Here is a 17,001-nt window from a genome sequence, read left to right as displayed (position 1 = left end):
AGGGTCATGCGCCTCTGCGGAACAGCATGAGCAGCGGGAAGGCGGCCGCGAAGAGCAGCCAGCGTCCGAAATCATACCAGACAAGCGAGGCGTAGGCGCCCGGGCCGAGCCTTTGCGCCGCGCCTCGGGCGAGCCGCTCCTCCACCGCGCCCGGCGTCTCGATGTCGGCGGCGCCGCCTCCGCCGATCGCGGCGAGCGCGTCGAGCTCCGGTCGGCCGGTCGGCTTCGGCCCCGGCGGAGAGGCGGGCGGCTCCTTGGGGGCGACGTAAAGCGTGTGGAGCGCGTGGCCCTCGTCGGACAGGGCGCGGGCTTCGTTCCGCGCGCCTTCATCGATGCCGCCGCCGTCGGTGATGAGGATCACGTCGCCAGACACGACTTCACCGTCGGTGAGCGTCTTCCGCGCGAGAGCGAGCGCGCGCGTGGGGGCGCTCCCGAGGTCAGGCACGGCGCCGCCGTCGAGCGAGAACAGGGTGGTCTCGAGCCCCTTGCGGTCGGTGGTGGGCGGACTCACCAGATAGGCGTCGCCTGCGAAGGCGATCACGGCGACCTGCCGCGAGCCTCCGGCTTCCGCGGCCGCCAGAGCGGCGATCTTGGCGTCGCGAAACTGCGGGCTCTCGGCCACCGAGCGCGACAGGTCGAGCGCGACGACGATGGTGTCGAGGTTGCGGAAGCTCGTCGTCTGGTTGCGCTCGACGGCCGGCCCGATCAGCGCAAGCGCGATCAGCGCGGAGCCTGCCGCGGCGAAGGCGGCGCCGCCGCCCTTGCCGGCCACTACGGCGCCGCGCCGGGCGAGCGCGTCGAGCAGATGCGGATCGACGGCTCTGCGCCAGTCGCCGACTCCGCCGGCGCGGCGCATGGCGGCGAACATCGCAAGTCCGGCGACAGGCAGCCCCAGAATCCACCACGGCCGCAGCAGAGCAAGACCGAAGAGCTCGATCATCCGCGCCGCCTCCGGACCAGCACCGTCGCGGCCGAGGCCAGAAAGGCGAGGGCGGCGGGCCAGGGCCAGAGCTCCCGCCAGATCGGCGCCGGCGGCGCGATCGAGCGCGTCGGCTCGATTTCGTCGATCGCCTTGATCGCCGCCTGGAGGTCTTCGCTGGTTTTCACCCGGAAGGTTCGGCCGCCGCTGGCGGAGGCGATGTCTTTCAGGGTTTCGACGTCGACCACGTCCGGATTGTAGTCGGTCTCGCCGAGCGCCCGCGGCCCCATCGCGATGGTGTAGACGCGGACGTTCATCTCGCCGGCGAGCCGCGCGACGTCCTTCGGGGCGGAGTTTCCGGCGTTGTTGACGCCGTCCGAGAGCAGCACCACGACGCGTGATTTCGCGTCGGTGGACGCAAGCCGCCGCAACGCCAGGCCAAGTCCGTCGCCGATCGCCGTCGAGCGCCCCACGAGGCCGATGACGAAGCCGTCCAGCGATCGCGCCACGGCCTCGACGTCATAGCTCGGCGGAGACACGACCGCGGCGCGATCCGCATAGGCGACGACGCCGACGCGGTCGCCGGCCCTTCCGCGGATGAACTTGGCGCCGAGCGTCTTGACCACGTCCAGACGTCGCACCGTGGCGCCGTCGAGCGCGAAATCGGTGCGCTCCATGCTGCCGGAGAGGTCAAGCGCCATGACCAGGTCGCGTCCGGTGGTCGGCAACGCCTGAGCCGGCAGCACGACCTGGGGACCTGCGAGCGCCGTGACGAGCGCGATCCAGGCGATCCAGGCGAATACCGCCTTGCCGGGCGAGGCGACCGCGGACGCATCCGCCTCGCCATGCGAGCCCGCGACGGTGCCCGGGACCTTCAGCGCGCCGCCCACTCTTCCCTCGGTAGGCAGGAAGCGGCGGATCAGCAGCGGAAGCGGCAGCAGGAGAAACAGCAGCGGCGTCGCGAACTGCCACATGCGTCAGCGCCGGAGACCGGCGAGAAGCGCCTCGAGCCGGCGGTCCATCTCAGCGTCGTCTCCCGTCGTGGCGGCTGTGGGGGCGTAGAGGCCGGTCGCGAAGACCCGTCCGGGCCCGGCGGTGAAGAAGTCGGCGCCGAAGACGCGGTCGAGCGTCTCGCCCCAGGCGAGGCCCTCGCGCCGCGCCGCTTCGTCTCCGTCGATCGTCCTCACGACGCGGCGCAGCACGGCGGCCTGCGCCACCCGCCGGTCCGGCGGGGGCAGGTCCTTTGCGGCCTCGAGCGCCGCGAGGGCCGACGCGCGCAGCGACTGCTTCGGCCGGAACAGCAGCCGGACTGCGATCGCGACCGCAAGCGCGGCCAGAAGCCCGATCGCGGCCGCCAGCCCGACGTCGGACCAGAATGACCCCGGCTGCTCCGGAAGGTGCAAGCCGCGCATGCCGGCGAGGGGGTCACTGGACGGCATCGAGCCGCTCCAGCAGAGGCGCCACGCGCTCGGGTCCCGCGGCGGCGTCGATCGGGATCACCGGCACGCCAAGCCCCATCAGGCGCTCGCGCCGGAAGTCGGCGTGCGCGTCGCCGCCGCGCCGCCCCGAAAGCCAACCGCTGCGGCCGTCGCGCGCCAGGAACGCATAGGCCCCGCGCGGCGCGTCGCGCTCGAAAGCGTCGGTCACCAGCAGAACGGCGATCGAGACCCGCGTCGCCGCGGCTCGGATGACCTCGTCGAACCGCAGCCCGGGCTCGTCGAGCCCGCTGGCGAGGATCAGGTGTCCGCCGCGCGGCAGCGCGCCGACGGCGATCTCGAGCGCGTCCGCCAGCGGCGGATCGGCTTGGTCGGGCGCGCCGAGCGCCTCGGCGTGGGCGCGCGCCATGACCCCGATAACGCCGTTCATCGCCCGCTCGCCGCCCTTTGGGCGGACGAAGTCCGGCTCGCCTGCGCCGGCCGCCAGGAGGCCGATCCGGCCGCCCTCGGCGGCGGCGCGCCACCCGACGAGCGCGAGGGCCTCGGCGGCCGCGACTGAGCGAAAGGCGCGACGCGTGCCGAACAGCATCGCCGGCCGGAAATCCGCCACGAGAAGCACGGCGCGCTCGCGTTCGTCGCGGAAGGTGCGGGTGTGCAGCACGCCGGTGCGGGCCGTGGCGTTGCGGTCGATATGCCTGATGTCGTCGCCGTCGATCCACGGGCGCACGTCGTCGAGTTCGCTGCCGCGCCCCCGCCGCCGGGTCACGATGCCGCCGGGCCGGGCCGCGAGCCGGCGCGACGACGAGGACGGGGCGCCGCGCGCGAGATGGCGCAGCCCCAGAAGCGCGGCGGCGTCCACATCGACGCCCGGGACCGGGATGCCCTCCACGACGCCTTCCTAGAGCGGCCGCACCTGGTCGAGCAGCGGCGCGACCAGGTCGCGCGCCGTCCTTCCGTCGGCGGCGGCGCGCCAGGTCAGCACCAGCCGGTGAGCGAGCGTGTCCTCGGCGAGGCCGGCCACGTCGTCCGGCGTGACGTGGTCGCGCCCGTCGAGATAGGCGCGCGCCTTGGCGGCGGCCGCGAGCGAGAGCGTGCCGCGCGGCGACACCGGATATTCGATCGCCCGCCGGACCTCCGGCACGGTGTCGGGCTCCCGCGTCGCGGCCACGATGCGGACGATGTAGTCCTTGATTGCGGGGGCGAGATGGACATTCGCGACGTCGCGGCGCGCGCGCCGGACCTCGTCGGCCGTCAGGCGGACGCCGAGCGGCTGTTCGTGGCCGGTCGCCTCGCGCTCCACGAGATCGAGGATGCGCCGTTCCGAGGCCGCGTCCGGCAGACCGACCACCACATGCAGCAGGAAGCGGTCGAGCTGGGCTTCGGGCAGCGGAAAGGTGCCTTCGTGCTCGATCGGGTTCTGGGTCGCGACGACCATGAACGGGTCGGGGAGGGCGTAAGTGCTCGATCCGGCTGTCACCTGCCGCTCGGCCATCGCCTCGAGCAGAGCCGACTGCACCTTCGGCGGCGCGCGGTTGATCTCGTCCACCAGCACCAGCGAGTGGAAGATCGGTCCCTGCAGGAACTCGAATCGGCCCTGATCGGGGCGCCAGACCGTGGTTCCGGTCAGGTCCGCCGGCATCAGGTCGGGCGTGCACTGGATGCGCGCGAAAGACCCTTCGAGCCCGGACGACAAACGCTTTACGGCGCGCGTCTTGGCGAGGCCCGGCGCGCCTTCCACCAGCACATGGCCGCCGGTGAGCAGGCCGATCAGAAGCCGCTCGATCAGCCCGGAAACGCCGATCAGGCCTTCTTCAAGTCCGCTCCGAAGAGCGACGACCTGATCGCGCAGCGCCGCGTCGGCCGTTTCCCTAACAGCCGCGACCGTTTTCTCCTGAAGGGTCATGAGGACCGGGTGCGCCGGAAACGGACAGAGCGCCGTCGGGACGCTCCGGAAGACTGGCCGATCCGCATGACTCTCCCACGCTCCTCACGCAGCCTCTTAGGGGCTTTTTAGGATCACGCCCGTTCTACGCGGTTCCGTCAATACAGGTTCACGATTAATGCGCCGGCCGCACGAAAGCCGGCGTTGCGAGGATGCGGGTCGACAGGCGGCGGCGAGGTCATATCTGAACGAGCGTCGCGCGCCAGCGCTCTCCCGAGATGCGAGGATCTCATGCACATCGGAGTGATCGGCCTCGGCCGCATGGGCGGCAACATCGCGCGCCGCCTGATGGAGGGCGGCCACCGCTGCGCGGTGTTCGACGTCAATCCGCAGGCAGTGGCGGAGCTGGCCGAGCATGGCGCGACCGCGGCGGGTTCGATCGCGGAACTGGTCGCGGCTCTGCCGGCCCCGAGGGCGGTCTGGGTGATGCTGCCCGAGGGCAAGATTACGGGCGACGCGATCGCTGCGCTCAGCGAGGCGTTGTCGCCGGGCGACGTCGTGATCGACGGCGGAAACTCCTTCTACAAGGACGACATCCGGCGAGCGGCTGAGTTGGCCGAGAAGAAAATCCTCTTCATCGACGCCGGCACGTCGGGCGGCGTTTGGGGGCGCGAGCGCGGCTACTGCCTGATGATCGGCGGCGACGAGGAGGTCGTACGCCGCCTGGATCCGGTGTTCGCGACGCTGGCGCCCGGTCGGGGAGAGATCCCGCCCACGCCGGGACGCGAGGGCCGGGATCCTCGGGTGGAGCAGGGCTATATGCGCTGCGGGCCGGTCGGCGCCGGCCACTTCGTCAAGATGGTCCACAACGGAATCGAATACGGGTTGATGCAGGCCTACGCGGAAGGCTTCGACATCCTGCGCAGCAGAGGCTCGCCGGAGCTCCCGGAGGACCGGCGCTTTCAGATCGACGTCGCCGACGTCGCGGAGCTTTGGCGGCGCGGCAGCGTGGTGTCGTCCTGGCTGCTCGATCTCACCGCCATCGCGCTCGCAGACGACCCGAAGCTCGACGGCTTCGCTGGCCGGGTCGCGGATTCGGGAGAAGGACGCTGGACGATCGAGGCCGCCATCGAGGAGGCCGTGCCGGTCGACGTGCTGGCGACGGCGCTGTTCGCGCGGTTCCGTTCCCGGGTCGACCACTCATTCGCGGACCGGCTGCTCTCCGCGATGCGGCGCCAGTTCGGCGGGCACGCGGAAGCGCCGGCGGGCGTTGGCGAGGAGAAGAAGGTCAGGACCTGACCTCCGGTCACTCCGCCGGCTGGAGCTCGGCCGCCGCCGGTTTCCGTCGCCGCCGCAGGCGGTCCAGCAGCAGGTAAATCGCGGGCGTGGTGTAGAGTGTCAGGGCCTGTGAGACGATCAATCCGCCCACGATGGTGATCCCGAGCGGGCGCCGGAGCTCCGAGCCCGGACCTTCGCCGAAGGCGAGGGGCAGGGCGCCCAGCAGCGCCGCGAAGGTCGTCATCAGGATCGGCCGGAAGCGGACGCGCGCCGCCTCGACGATCGAGTCGCGCGGAGAAAGGCCCATCGTGCGTTCGGCGGTCAGGGCGAAATCGACCAGCATGATGCCGTTCTTCTTCACCAGTCCAATGAGCAGGATGATCCCGACCAGCGCGATCAGCGTCAGGTCGTAGCCGCCGAACTGCAGCGCGAGCAGCGCGCCGAGCCCCGCGGGCGGCAGGGTCGAGAGGATCGTCAGCGGGTGGACGTAGCTCTCATAGAGCACGCCGAGCACCAGGTAGATGGCCACGAGGGCCGCCAAGATCGTGATCGGCTGGCTCGAGGCGGAGGCGGCGAACTGCGCGGCGTCTCCGGCGAACTCCGCGTTCACGCCGTCCGGCAGCCGCATGTTCGCGACCGCTTGCGTAACGGCTTCCATCGCGTCGCCCGCGGATGCGTCAGGAGCGACGTCATAGGTGATGGTGATCGAGGGATACTGGCCCTGATGGTTGACGGTGAGCGGCGCGACGCGGCGCGCCATCGTGGCGACCGTCGACAGCGGAACCTGGGCGCCGGAACGCGTCGGAACATGGATCTTGAGCACGTCCGACGAGTCGTCGGCCTCCTCGGGCGCGAGCTCGATCACCACCCGGTACTGGTTCCGCCGGCCGTAGATGACCGAGATCTGGCGCTGCGAGAAGGCGGTGTTCAGCGCGGCGTCGATCGCCTCGATCGAGACGCCCAGCCGGGACGCGGCGTCGCGGTCGATGTCGAGCCGGAGGTCGATGCCGTTCGCCTCGCGGTCGGTCGCCACGTCGCGCAACGTCCGGATGCGGCGAAGCCGCTCCACGACGCGCGGCGCGGTCTCCTGCAGCAGATCGAGATCGTGCGACCACAGCGTGAACTGGTATTGCGAACGGCCCTGCCGGCCGCCGGCGCGGATGTCCTGCTGCAGGCTCAGGAACACCCGAAGCCCGGGGATCGCCGAGAGCGGCTTGCGCAGGCGCTCGATCACCGTATTGGCTTCCGGGCGCTCGCCGACGGGCTTGAGCGCGATCTGGATGCGGCCCTGATTGGACACGCTGCGGCCGCCGCCGACCGAAGGCGCGACCGATTCCACCGCGGGATCGGCGGCGATGATGTCCGCCGCACGCTTCTGAAGCTCCGCCATGGCGGCGAAGGAGACGTCCGGCGCCGCCTCGGTGAAGGCGTTGACGATGCCGGTGTCGTCCTGCGGCAGGAAGCCCTTCGGCATCGCGACGTAGAGGTGAACGCTCCACGCCACGGCGCCGAGCATCAGCAGCGCCATCAGCCAGGGCGCCCTGATCGCGAAGCGGAGGCTGCGCGCGTAGCCGTCCGCGAGACGGTCGACGAGTCCCCGCCGCCTCTCGGCCGGTTCCGGCCGCAACAGCTGGCCGCAGATCATCGGCGTGACCGTGAGCGACACCGCCGTCGAGACGATGATCGCGAACACCAGCGTCATCGAGAACTCGAAGAACAACCGCCCGGCGATGCCGCCGAGGAACAGCAGGGGTATGAAGGCCGCGATCAGCGACACCGATATCGCCACGACCGTGAAGGCGATCTCGCGGGCGCCGGCGAGCGCCGCCTCCAGCGGCGACATGCCTTTCTCAAGGTTGCGGTAGGCGTTCTCGATCATGACGATGGCGTCGTCGACGACGAAGCCGACCGCGACGGCGAGCGCCATCAGCGACAGGTTGTCGATCGAGAACCCGAAGACCCACATGCCGGCGAACGAGCCGGCGAGCGCCAGCGGCACCGTGACGCCGGCGGCGAAGGTGGGCGCGAGACGCTTCAGGAACGCGAGCACAACCAGCATCACGAGCGCGATCGAGAGCAGCAGGGTCTTCTGCATGTCCTCGACGCTCGCGCGGATGGTGGTGGTCCGGTCCACCAGCACCGTCACGTCGATCGCGGCCGGTATCCAGCGCGACAGGTTCGGCAGCAGCGCCTTCACGCCGTCGACGGTCTTGAGCACATTGGCGTCCGGCTGCTTGGTGACGTTGACCAGCACGGCCGGCTTGCCGTTGAACCAGCCGCCGGTGCGTTCATTCCGCGTGCCGGCCGCCACGTCGGCCACGTCGCCCAACCGGACCGTCACCCCGTTCGACGTCCGCACCACGATGTCGCGGTACTTCTCGGGGGCTTGGCCGAGCTCGCCGTCCAGCGCGATCGTCATCTGGCGCTTGTCGTCCGACAGGGCGCCGACCGGCGTGAGCACGTTGGCGTTGTCGATCGCGGAGCGGACGTCGTCCAGCGAAAGCCCCATCGCGGCCAGCCGGTCCGGGTCGAGCCTGACCCGCACGGCCGGCTGCTCGGCGCCCGCGACGCTGACCTCGCCGACGCCGGCGACCTGCGACAGGCGCTGCACCAGCACGCTGTCGGCTGCGTCGTAGACGCGGCTCGTGGGCAGCGCGTCGGAGGTGAGCGCCAGCACCAGGACCGGCGAGGCCGCAGGATTGATCTTCCGGAAGGTCGGCAGGTTCGGCATGTCCGACGGCAGGTCGACGGAGGCCTCATTGAGCGCCGCCTGCACGTCCCGCGCGGCGTCGTCGATGTTGCGGTCGAGGTCGAAAATCACCGCGATCCGGGTCGAGCCGAGCGCCGAGGTCGAGGTCAGCTCGCTGACCCCGGCGATCGCGCCGAGCGCGCGCTCCAGCGGCGCCGCGACGGTCGCGGCCATAACGCTCGGGTCGGCCCCTGGCCGGCTCGCCTGAACGAAGATCGCCGGGAACTCGACGTTCGGCACGCTCGCAACCGGCAGCCGCACATAGGCGGCGAAGCCGATCAGCAGAAGCCCGATCGCAAGAAGCGTGGAGCCGACGGGACGGCGGATGAAGGGCGCGGAGATCGACATCTAGCCGGCCCCGCCGTCATGGACCCGTGACGCCGTCGCGCGGTTCACTCCGCCGGCTCCACGCGATGCTGCGCCGGCCGCCCGACGAAGGCGAGGCGGACCCGCTCCATCGCCAGATAGACGACCGGCGTCGTGTAGAGCGTCAGGAGTTGGCTCAGCAGCAGGCCGCCGATGATGGTCACGCCGAGCGGCGTCCTGAGCTCGGCCCCGGGACCGGTGGCGAGCGCCAGCGGAAGCGCCCCCAGCAGGGCGGCGAGCGTCGTCATCATGATCGGGCGGAACCGCAGCGCGGCCGCTTCCACGATCGACTCCTCCGGCGAGAGCCCGCGCTCCCGCTCGGCGTCGAGCGCGAAGTCGATCATCATGATCGCGTTCTTCTTCACGATGCCCATCAGCAGGATGACGCCGATCAGGGCGACGATCGACAGCTCCAGCCCGAACAGCTCCAGCGCGATCAGCGCGCCGACGCCCGCGGAGGGCAGGGTGGAGAGGATCGTGAGCGGATGGATGAAGCTCTCGTAGAGCACGCCGAGGACGATGTAGATCGCGACGACCGCCGCGAGCACCAGCCAGGGCTGGCCCGCGAGCGACTGTGCGAATTCGGCCGCGTCGCCCGAGAAGCTCCCGACCGCCGTCGCCGGCAGCGCGATGTCCGCCTCCGCCTGCCTGATCACCTCGACGGCGTCGCTGAGCGACGATTCTCCGGCGAGGTCGAAGGAGATCGTGACCGCCGGAAACTGTTCCTCATTGGTGACGACCAGGGCCGCCGGCTCGATCGCGATGTCCGCCACGGCCGAGAGCGGCACGGGCTGCCCGCCGGACGATGACACGTAGAGGCTCTTCAGCGATGCGGGATCCTTGGCCTGGTCGGGCGCGGCTTCGAGGACCACGCGGTATTGGTTGGCCTGACCGTAGATCGTCGAGATCTGCCGCTGCCCATAGGCGTCGTAGAGCGCGTCGGCGATCGATTGCATGGTGACGCCGAGCCGGCCGGCGGTGGTGCGGTCGACCGTCACGCGCGCCTGCAGTCCGCCCGGCCGAGCGTCGGAGCCGACATTGCGCAAAGCGGGCGAGGCCTGAAGTCGCTCGACCAGATGAGCGGCCGAGCGGGCGAGCTCGGCGGCGTCGGAATCGGTGAGCGTGTACTGGTAGCGGGCGCGCGAGGCGCGGGTCGAGATCTGCAGGTCCTGCGCCGACTGGAAGACCACCGAGAGGCCCGGGATCGTGGCGGCCGAGCGCTCCAGCCGCGCGATGACCTCGGGGGCTGAATCACCGCGCTCGGCATGAGGCTTCAGCACGATCGAAAGCCGTCCCGCGTTCGGCGTCGTGGTCTGATCGCTGACGCCGAGCACCGAGACCACGTTCTGGACGGCCGGGTCCTTCCGGATGAGCGACACGAGGCTCGCGTCCCGCCGCTGCAGCTCGCCGAAGGAGACGTCCTGCTCCGCTTCCATGGTGGCGGTGATCAGGCCTGAATCCTCCTCAGGCAGGAAGCCTTTGGGCGCGGCGACGTAGAGCCAGGCGGTGGCGGCGAGGGTCGCCAGCGTCAGCAGCAGCATCAGCGCCTGATGCCGGATGACCACGCGCAGCGAGCGCCGGTAGCCCTCGATGAAGCGGGTCGTCGCCCGCTCCGCCGCGGCGCCCAGCCGCGACTTCGAGGCTTTGGGAGCGCGCAGCAGCTGGCCGCACATCATCGGCGTCAGGGTGAGCGAGATCACCATCGAGACGATGACGGCGATCGTCAGCGTCGCGGCAAACTCGCGGAACACGCGCCCGATGAGGCCGCTCATGAACAGCAGCGGGATGAACACCGCGACCAACGAGGCGGTGAGCGAGACGATCGTGAAGCCGATCTCGCGCGCGCCGTCATACGCCGCCTTGAGGGGCGGCGCGCCCTCCTCGATGTGTCGCGAGACGTTCTCGATCATGACGATTGCGTCGTCGACGATGAAGCCCGCGCCGACGACGAGCGCCATCAGCGACAGGTTGTCGACGCTGTAGCCGAAGGCCCACATCACCGCGAAGGTCGCGATCAGCGACAGCGGCAGAGCCACGCCGGCGATCAGGGTCGCGCGGAAGGTGCGCAGAAACAGTAGGACGACCAGCACTACGAGCCCGACGGAAAGCGCGAGCGTGAACTGCACCTCGTGCAGCGAGGCCTTGATCGTGTCGGTGCGGTCGTCGACCACCGCCAGCCGCACGCCGGCCGGCATGGCGCGCTGGATCTCCGGCAGCTGCCGGCGGAGCGCCTCGACGGTCGCGACCGTGTTGGCGCCCGGCTGGCGAAGCACGTCGATGACGATTGCCGGCCTGCCCTGGAAGCTCGCCGCGACCTGATTGTCCTCGAGCCCGTCGACCACGTCGGCGACGTCGCGCAGCTTCACGGGAACGCCGTTGCTGGTCGCGATCACGACGTCGGAGTAGGCCTGCGCGGTTCCGATCTGGTCGTTGGCCGAGATCGTGAACGACTGCCGCTGGCCGTCGATCGAGCCCTTGGGTCCGGCGACGCTCGCGCCGGCGATCGCGGTCCGCAGCGTCTCGAGGCTCAGCCCGTAGGCCGCAAGCCGGCGCACGTCGGCCTGAACGCGGACGGCGGGCTTCACGCCGCCGCCGACGCTCACCCGCCCGACGCCGGCGACCTCAGCAAGCCGCTGCGCGACCAGCGTGTCGGCAAGGTCCGAGACGTCGCGGATCGGGACCGTGTCGGACGTCAGCGCGACCGTCAGGACCGGCGTGTTCGCGGGGTTCACCTTCGAGAATACCGGCGGGTAGGGCAGGTTGTTCGGCAGCGTGGAGTTGGCGGCGTTGATCGCCGCCTGCACGTCCTGCGCCGCGCCGTCGACGTCGCGGTCGAGATCGAACCGCAGCGTGATGCGGCTGAGCCCGAAGGAACTCGTCGAGGTCATGGCGTCGAGCGACGGGATCTGCCCAAGCTGCCGTTCCAGCGGCGCCGTGACGAGCGAAGCCATCGTCTGCGGGTTTGCGCCCGGCAGCCGGGTGGTCACCTGGATCGTCGGGAAGTCGACCTGCGGCAGCGACGAAACCGGCAGCTGCAGATAGCCGAGCACGCCCGCCAGAAGCGCCGCGAAGGCGAGCAGCGTCGTCGCGACGGGTCGCGCGATGAAGGGCGCTGATATGCTCATTGCGCGCGCCCCGTCACTTCTCGGGCGCAGCGTCGCCCTCGGCGCGGCGGTCGGGCGCTTCGCCCCGGCGCCTGCCTGCAGGCCTGGCGTCCGTTGACGGGGCATCGCCAGGCTCGGCGCCGCCGGGCGAACCGACCTCGACCTTCTGACCGTCCCTGAGCCGCGTGAAGCCAGTCGTGACGATCTTGTCGCCGGCTTCGAGCCCCGAGCCGATCACGGCGAGTTCGGCGTCCTGCCGCGTGATCCCGACGGCGCGCTGAGCCACGGTCGAGTCGTCCTTGACCACGTAGACGAAGGGGCCGTCCGGCCCCTGCTGTACGGCTGCGCCCGGCGCGGTGACGACGTCTTTCAGCATGTCCACCGCCACTCGGACATTGGTGAACTGACCCGGCCAGAGGGAGAGCTCGGCGTTCGGGAACGTCGCCTTGAGCTTCACGGTGCCGGTCGTCTGGTCGACCTGGTTGTCGATGACGTCGAGCTTTCCGCGGTCGAGCGCGGTCTCGCCGTCCGCCCCCAGGGCCTCGACCGTCACCGGCCCGCGCGTCATCGCCTTGGTGACCGCCGCAATGTTCTGCTGCGGCAGCGTGAACAGGGCGGCGATCGGCTGAATCTGCGTGATCGTCACGATGCCGGTCGTGTCGCCGACCGTCACGTAGTTTCCCTGATCGACGCCGCGTACGCCGGTGCGTCCGGTGATCGGCGCACGAACGATAGTGCGGTCGAGCGTCGTCTTGGCCTGGTCGATCAACGCCCCGTAATAGCGGACCTGCGCCTCCAGCTGTCCGACAGTCGCCTTCTGCGTCGCGGCCTGCTGCTGCGAGCCGTAATCGTTCTTGGCGAGCCTCTGGTAGCGCTCGAGATCGGTGCGCGCATTGGCGAGCTGCGCCTCATACTGCGCCTTCTGGGCGACGGCCTGATCGTACTGCGCCTGATAGGTTGCGGGGTCGATGCGCGCCAGCACGTCGCCCGCCTTCACGTCCTGTCCTTCGCGGAAGGCGACCTCCACCAGCGTGCCTTCGACCTGCGGCCGCACGGTCACGGTGTTGAGCGCCTGAAACGTTCCGACCCCCTCCAGGAAGACCGGCACGTCCTGCCGCTTGGCCTCGGAGGCGACGACGGGAACCGGTTGATCCGAGAAGCCGCCTCTGCGCCCCGCCCGACGCGACTGCTGGCGCTGCGACGGGCCGCCCTCGTCCGAGGCTGACTGCAGCGCGGAAGGCCAGAATGGCGGCGGCCAGAACCGCCACGCCGCGACGCCGGCGGCGACCACAAGGAGAAGGACGATCAGGCGCTTCATTTCATCAGCGCCGCTTCGGGCAACGGCGCGCCCCCTGGGCGCTGTCCGGACGCCGCCCAGCCGCCGCCGAACGCCTGGAACATCTGGACGATCGCCTGGTAGCGCGCGAGCCGCGCCTCGGCGAGGTTCTGCTGGGTCGAGAACAGCGTCTGCTGGGTGTTCAGCACCGTCACGATGTCGATCGTGCCTTCCCGCATCTGCACCTGAGCGATGTCATAGGCCTCCCGCGCGCTCTTGACGGCGGCCTCCTGCAGGCGCTGCTGCTCCGCCGACTTCCGCACCGTGATCAGCGCGTTCTCCACGTCGACGAAGGATTGGATCGCCGCCTTCCGGTAGGCGTAGAGGTTCTCGCGATACTGGCCCTTGGCGAGGTCGAGGTCGCCCGGCAGCGTCGGGTCGAGGATCGGCTGGGTGAGCCCTGCGGCGAGCGAGTAGAATGCGGACTGCGAACTGAACAGGCTGCGAAGCGCGGCGCTCTCGAAGCCGCCCTGCGCCGTCAGGTCGATCGACGGCAGGAAGGCCGCTCGCGCGGCCGTCACGTTGGCGTCGGTCGCCGCGAGATTGGCCTCGGCCTCCCGCACGTCCGGACGGCGCAACAGGAGCTCGGACGGAAGCCCCGGCGCGACGCGCGGCGATTTCAGGCTGGCGAGGCGGCCGCCCTTGACCGGCAGCAGGATCGGGGGGCGGCCGAGCAGCAGCGCGAGCGCAGTCTGGTTGGTGCGGATCTCCTGCTCGATCGGCGGAATCGTGGCGCGCTGCTGGTCGAGCACGGCGCGCTGCTGCGCGCGGTCGAGGGCGTTCGCCGTCCCGACGTCGAGGCGTCCCTGGATCGCATCGAGAATGGTCTGCGCGCTCTTGACGTTGCTGTGCGCGATGGCGAGCCGCTCCTGCGCGGACATCAGGGCGAAATAGGTGTTGGCCACGCTCGCCACCACGCTCAGGGCGACGACTTCCTCCGCGTAGCGGGCGGACAGCGCCGAGGCCTGGGCGGAACGCAGCGTCGCGCGGTTCTTGCCCCAGAAGTCGAGCTCGTAGCTCGCCGAGAGCGCCGACTGGAACCCGCCCACGACCGGCGTTCCGGGCGATTTCTGCGCGCTCGCCTCGCCGGAGCCCTGGATCAGCGGAATGAGCGCAGCGCCGTTGATCCGCACCTGCGCGTCAGCCTGTTCGATCCGCGCCTTGGCGGCGCCGATGTCCTGATTGGAGCGCTCGGCCTCGGCGACGAGCGTCGACAGCTCGCTGGACCCGAAAGCGCGCCACCAGTCCCTTTGCGGCCATACCGGCCTGTCGGCGCGCGTATCCTCCCATCGGCTCGGCGACCCGACGCCGAGCGGCGGCCGCGCCCAGCCGTTGGCGCAGGCGCTGACGCCAAGCGCCGCGGCCAGGACGGCCGCGATCCGCGATGCAACCCTTAGCCCCCGCAAACTCTTCGCCTCGTCCTGTACGCGCAGTCGCTGAAAGTGACATGGCCGACCTCCCTGCGCCGTTGCCGGGAAGCGACATTGCGGGGCGACTTTCCTGCCTTGTACGCAGCCGGAGCCGGGTCCCTTCGCGACCCGAACCAGATCAAGGCGCGAGGGTGCGCAGGAAAGGCACCGTGACCATGGTCTCGCCGGCGCCTGCGCCGCTGATGTGGCGGGCGGGACGGCCGGGATCGCCCAACGTGTCGAACACCGCCGCCGCGCCGGAAAAATCCTGGTCGTCGGTGTAGAAGCTTGGAGTCACGACGCTTTTCAGGCCTGCGGCGGTCGCGGCGCGCAGCCCGTAGACGGTGTCCTCGAAGGCGATCGCGTGGGATTGATCGACGCGCAGCAGCCGGACGGCGAGTTCGAAGACGTCGGGCGCGGGCTTCTTGCTCGCGACCGCGTCGCCAGTGGCCACGGCCTCGAACATGCCGCGTCCATCGGGCCCGAGCGTCGCGGCCAGAAGGGCCTCCACATTGGCGAGGCTCGTGGTCGTGGCGATCGCGAGCCTCAGCCCCTCGGCGCGGGCCTCCCGGATGAGCCGCTCCACCCCGGGACGAAGCCGCACGCCGCCGCCGGCCACAAGGGCCGCGTAGCGCTCGTTCTTGGCGGCGTGGAGCTCGGGCAGCGCCGCCAGCGCTTCGCCGCCCTTCTGCGGCCGGTCGTGTTCGATGAAATGGCGCAGCCGCTCCTTGCCGCCCATGACGCGCAGGAGGCGCCGGTAGGTCGGCTGGTCCCAGCTCCAAGGCAGGCCGAAGTCGGCGAAGGTGGCGTTAAGCGCCTCGCGGTGCGTCTCTTCGGTCTCGGCGAGGGTGCCGTCGACGTCGAAGATCAGCGCCTCGAGCGGCATCAGGCGGCCCGGTTCGCGAGCGCCGCCTCGGCCGCGGCCCGGATCGCCGCGATGTTGCTTCGGTAGCCGTCCGGGCCGTCCTTGAAGACGGCGTTGCCCGCCACGAAGACGTCGGCGCCCGCCGCCGCGCAGAGCGGCGCGGTCTCCGGCGTGACGCCGCCGTCGATCTCGATCGAGATGGGCCGCGCGCCGATCATCCGGCGCAGCCTGCGCACCTTCTCGATCTGCTCGGGGATGAACGCCTGGCCGCCGAAGCCGGGATTGACGGTCATCACGATCACGAGGTCGATCTTGTCGAGCACGTATTCGACGGCGCTTTCCGGCGTCGACGGGTTGAGGGCTACCCCCGCCTTCTTGCCGAGCGAGCGGATGAACTGCAGCGAGCGGTCGAGATGCGGGCCGGCCTCCGCGTGCACCGTCAGCCGGTCGCAGCCAGCCTTGGCGAAGGCCTCAAGATATGGGTCGGCGGGCGCGATCATCAGGTGGCAGTCGAACAGCGCGTTGGTCCAGCGCCGGAGCCGCTTCACCACCTCGGGCCCGAACGTGATGTTCGGCACGAAGTGGCCGTCCATCACGTCGAGATGCACCCAGTCGGCGCCGGCCGCGACCACGTCGCGCGTCTCTTCGCCGAGGCGCGAGAAATCTGCGGAGAGGATGGAGGGCGCGATGGTCACGGACATGGCGGCTCACCGGTTGCTGCAGTGCGGCACGCTGTTAAACCCAATGCCTCCGCCCGTACAGAGGCGACGCCCCGGGGCTCAGCCGGCGCGCCGTTTTCTCTCGACGAGCTGCATGATCATCGGCGTGAGGATCAGCTGCATCGCGAGGTCGAGCTTGCCGCCGGGGATCACGATCGAGTTCGCGCGGGACATGAAGCTCTGGGGGATCATCGAGAGCAGATAAGGGAAATCGATCCCGCGCGGATTGCGGAAGCGGATCACCACCATCGACTCGTCCGCCGTGGGGATCCATCGGGCGATGAAGGGGTTCGAGGTGTCGACCGTCGGAATGCGCTGGAAGTTGATGTCGGTGCGGGTGAACTGCGGGCAGATGTAGCGCACATAGTCCGGCATCCGGCGCAGGATCGTCTGGGTGACGTCCTCGGTCGAATAGCCGCGGTCGTTGCGGTCGCGGTGGATCTTCTGGATCCACTCGAGATTGATGACCGGGACGACTCCGATCTTGAGGTCGGCGTAGCGCGCGATGTCGACGCCGTCGCCGACCGTCGCGCCGTGCAGCCCCTCATAGAACATCAGATCCGTCGGCTGCGGCAGATCGGTCCACTCGGTGAACGTGCCCATCGGCAGCCCGAGTCGCTGCGCGGTCTCGAGGTCGTGGACGTAGCGCCGCGTGCGCCCGCCGCCGCTGGAGCCGTAGGACGCGAACACCGCCTCGAGCTCCTCGAGCATGTTCGCGTCATGGCCGAAATGGCTGAAGTGATGGTTGCCCCGCGCCTCTTCCTCCATCGCCTTCTGGCGCATGCCGTCGCGGTCGTAGCGATGGAACGCGTCGCCGTCGACGAAGGCCGCCACGATGTGCTCGCGGCGGAAGATCTGCTCGAACGTGTCGCGCACCGATGTGGTGCCCGAGCCGGACGAGCCGGTGACGGAGATGATCGGATGACGGATCGACATGC

General features: G+C 70.2%; 13 protein-coding genes. 1 reads left to right on the top strand and 12 read right to left on the bottom strand.

The window, feature by feature from the left end; translation table 11 throughout:
• Positions 1-4 precede the first annotated feature (4 nt).
• Genes VM780_RS11360 through VM780_RS11340 form a run of 5 tightly spaced genes read right to left on the bottom strand, consistent with a single transcriptional unit; the run spans position 5 to position 4,258 of the window.
• Entirely contained in the window at positions 5-940 is a 936-nt protein-coding gene (locus VM780_RS11360; protein WP_325447385.1) for a VWA domain-containing protein, read from the bottom strand.
• Positions 937-1,893 (bottom strand): VWA domain-containing protein, encoded by a 957-nt coding sequence (locus tag VM780_RS11355; RefSeq protein WP_325447384.1) that lies wholly within the window; start codon positions 1,891-1,893, stop codon positions 937-939. Before VM780_RS11355 ends, VM780_RS11360 begins: the two co-directional genes overlap by 4 nt.
• Positions 1,894-1,896: 3 nt before the next feature.
• Complete coding sequence (locus tag VM780_RS11350; RefSeq protein WP_325447383.1) at positions 1,897-2,358, bottom strand: DUF4381 family protein; 462 nt, start codon at positions 2,356-2,358, stop codon at positions 1,897-1,899.
• Positions 2,345-3,244 (bottom strand): DUF58 domain-containing protein, encoded by a 900-nt coding sequence (locus VM780_RS11345; protein WP_325447382.1) that lies wholly within the window; start codon positions 3,242-3,244, stop codon positions 2,345-2,347. The genes VM780_RS11350 and VM780_RS11345 overlap by 14 nt, the downstream gene beginning before the upstream one ends.
• 9 nt (positions 3,245-3,253) lie before the next feature.
• Positions 3,254-4,258 carry an AAA family ATPase gene (locus VM780_RS11340; protein ID WP_325447381.1) on the bottom strand — a complete coding sequence of 335 codons (1,005 nt, stop codon included), beginning with the start codon at positions 4,256-4,258 and terminating at the stop codon, positions 3,254-3,256.
• A gap of 270 nt (positions 4,259-4,528) precedes the next feature.
• Here VM780_RS11340 and gnd point away from each other — a divergent pair, with 270 nt between their 5' ends.
• Entirely contained in the window at positions 4,529-5,536 is a 1,008-nt protein-coding gene (gnd, locus tag VM780_RS11335; RefSeq protein WP_325447380.1) for a phosphogluconate dehydrogenase (NAD(+)-dependent, decarboxylating), read from the top strand.
• 7 nt (positions 5,537-5,543) lie between these two features.
• Here the strand turns inward: gnd and VM780_RS11330 are convergent, their stop codons facing one another.
• The 7 genes from VM780_RS11330 to VM780_RS11300 form a co-directional block, all read right to left on the bottom strand.
• Positions 5,544-8,612, bottom strand: coding sequence for an efflux RND transporter permease subunit (locus VM780_RS11330; protein WP_325447379.1), 3,069 nt, complete (start codon positions 8,610-8,612; stop codon positions 5,544-5,546).
• Positions 8,613-8,656: 44 nt separating this feature from the next.
• Positions 8,657-11,755, bottom strand: a complete 3,099-nt coding sequence (locus VM780_RS11325) for an efflux RND transporter permease subunit (RefSeq protein ID WP_325447378.1) — start codon at positions 11,753-11,755, stop codon at positions 8,657-8,659.
• Between the two features lie 13 nt (positions 11,756-11,768).
• Complete coding sequence (locus VM780_RS11320; protein ID WP_325447377.1) at positions 11,769-13,052, bottom strand: efflux RND transporter periplasmic adaptor subunit; 1,284 nt, start codon at positions 13,050-13,052, stop codon at positions 11,769-11,771.
• Positions 13,049-14,476, bottom strand: coding sequence for an efflux transporter outer membrane subunit (locus VM780_RS11315; RefSeq protein WP_325447376.1), 1,428 nt, complete (start codon positions 14,474-14,476; stop codon positions 13,049-13,051). Before VM780_RS11315 ends, VM780_RS11320 begins: the two co-directional genes overlap by 4 nt.
• Before the next feature lie 142 nt (positions 14,477-14,618).
• Positions 14,619-15,365: an HAD-IA family hydrolase gene (locus tag VM780_RS11310; protein WP_325447375.1), complete on the bottom strand. Its 747-nt coding sequence runs from the start codon at positions 15,363-15,365 to the stop codon at positions 14,619-14,621.
• A complete protein-coding gene (gene rpe, locus VM780_RS11305) occupies positions 15,365-16,045 on the bottom strand; it encodes a ribulose-phosphate 3-epimerase (RefSeq protein WP_325447374.1) in 681 nt (226 codons plus the stop codon). The genes VM780_RS11310 and rpe overlap by 1 nt, the downstream gene beginning before the upstream one ends.
• A gap of 78 nt (positions 16,046-16,123) precedes the next feature.
• A complete protein-coding gene (locus VM780_RS11300; protein WP_325447373.1) occupies positions 16,124-16,999 on the bottom strand; it encodes a phosphoribulokinase in 876 nt (291 codons plus the stop codon).
• Positions 17,000-17,001: the final 2 nt, after the last annotated feature.

Source organism: Hansschlegelia sp., assembly GCF_035538955.1.
In the GTDB taxonomy this organism is placed as follows: domain Bacteria; phylum Pseudomonadota; class Alphaproteobacteria; order Rhizobiales; family Methylopilaceae; genus Methylopila.
Note: the sequence above shows the minus strand (reverse complement) of the source record. Positions and strands in the feature narration are given on the sequence as shown.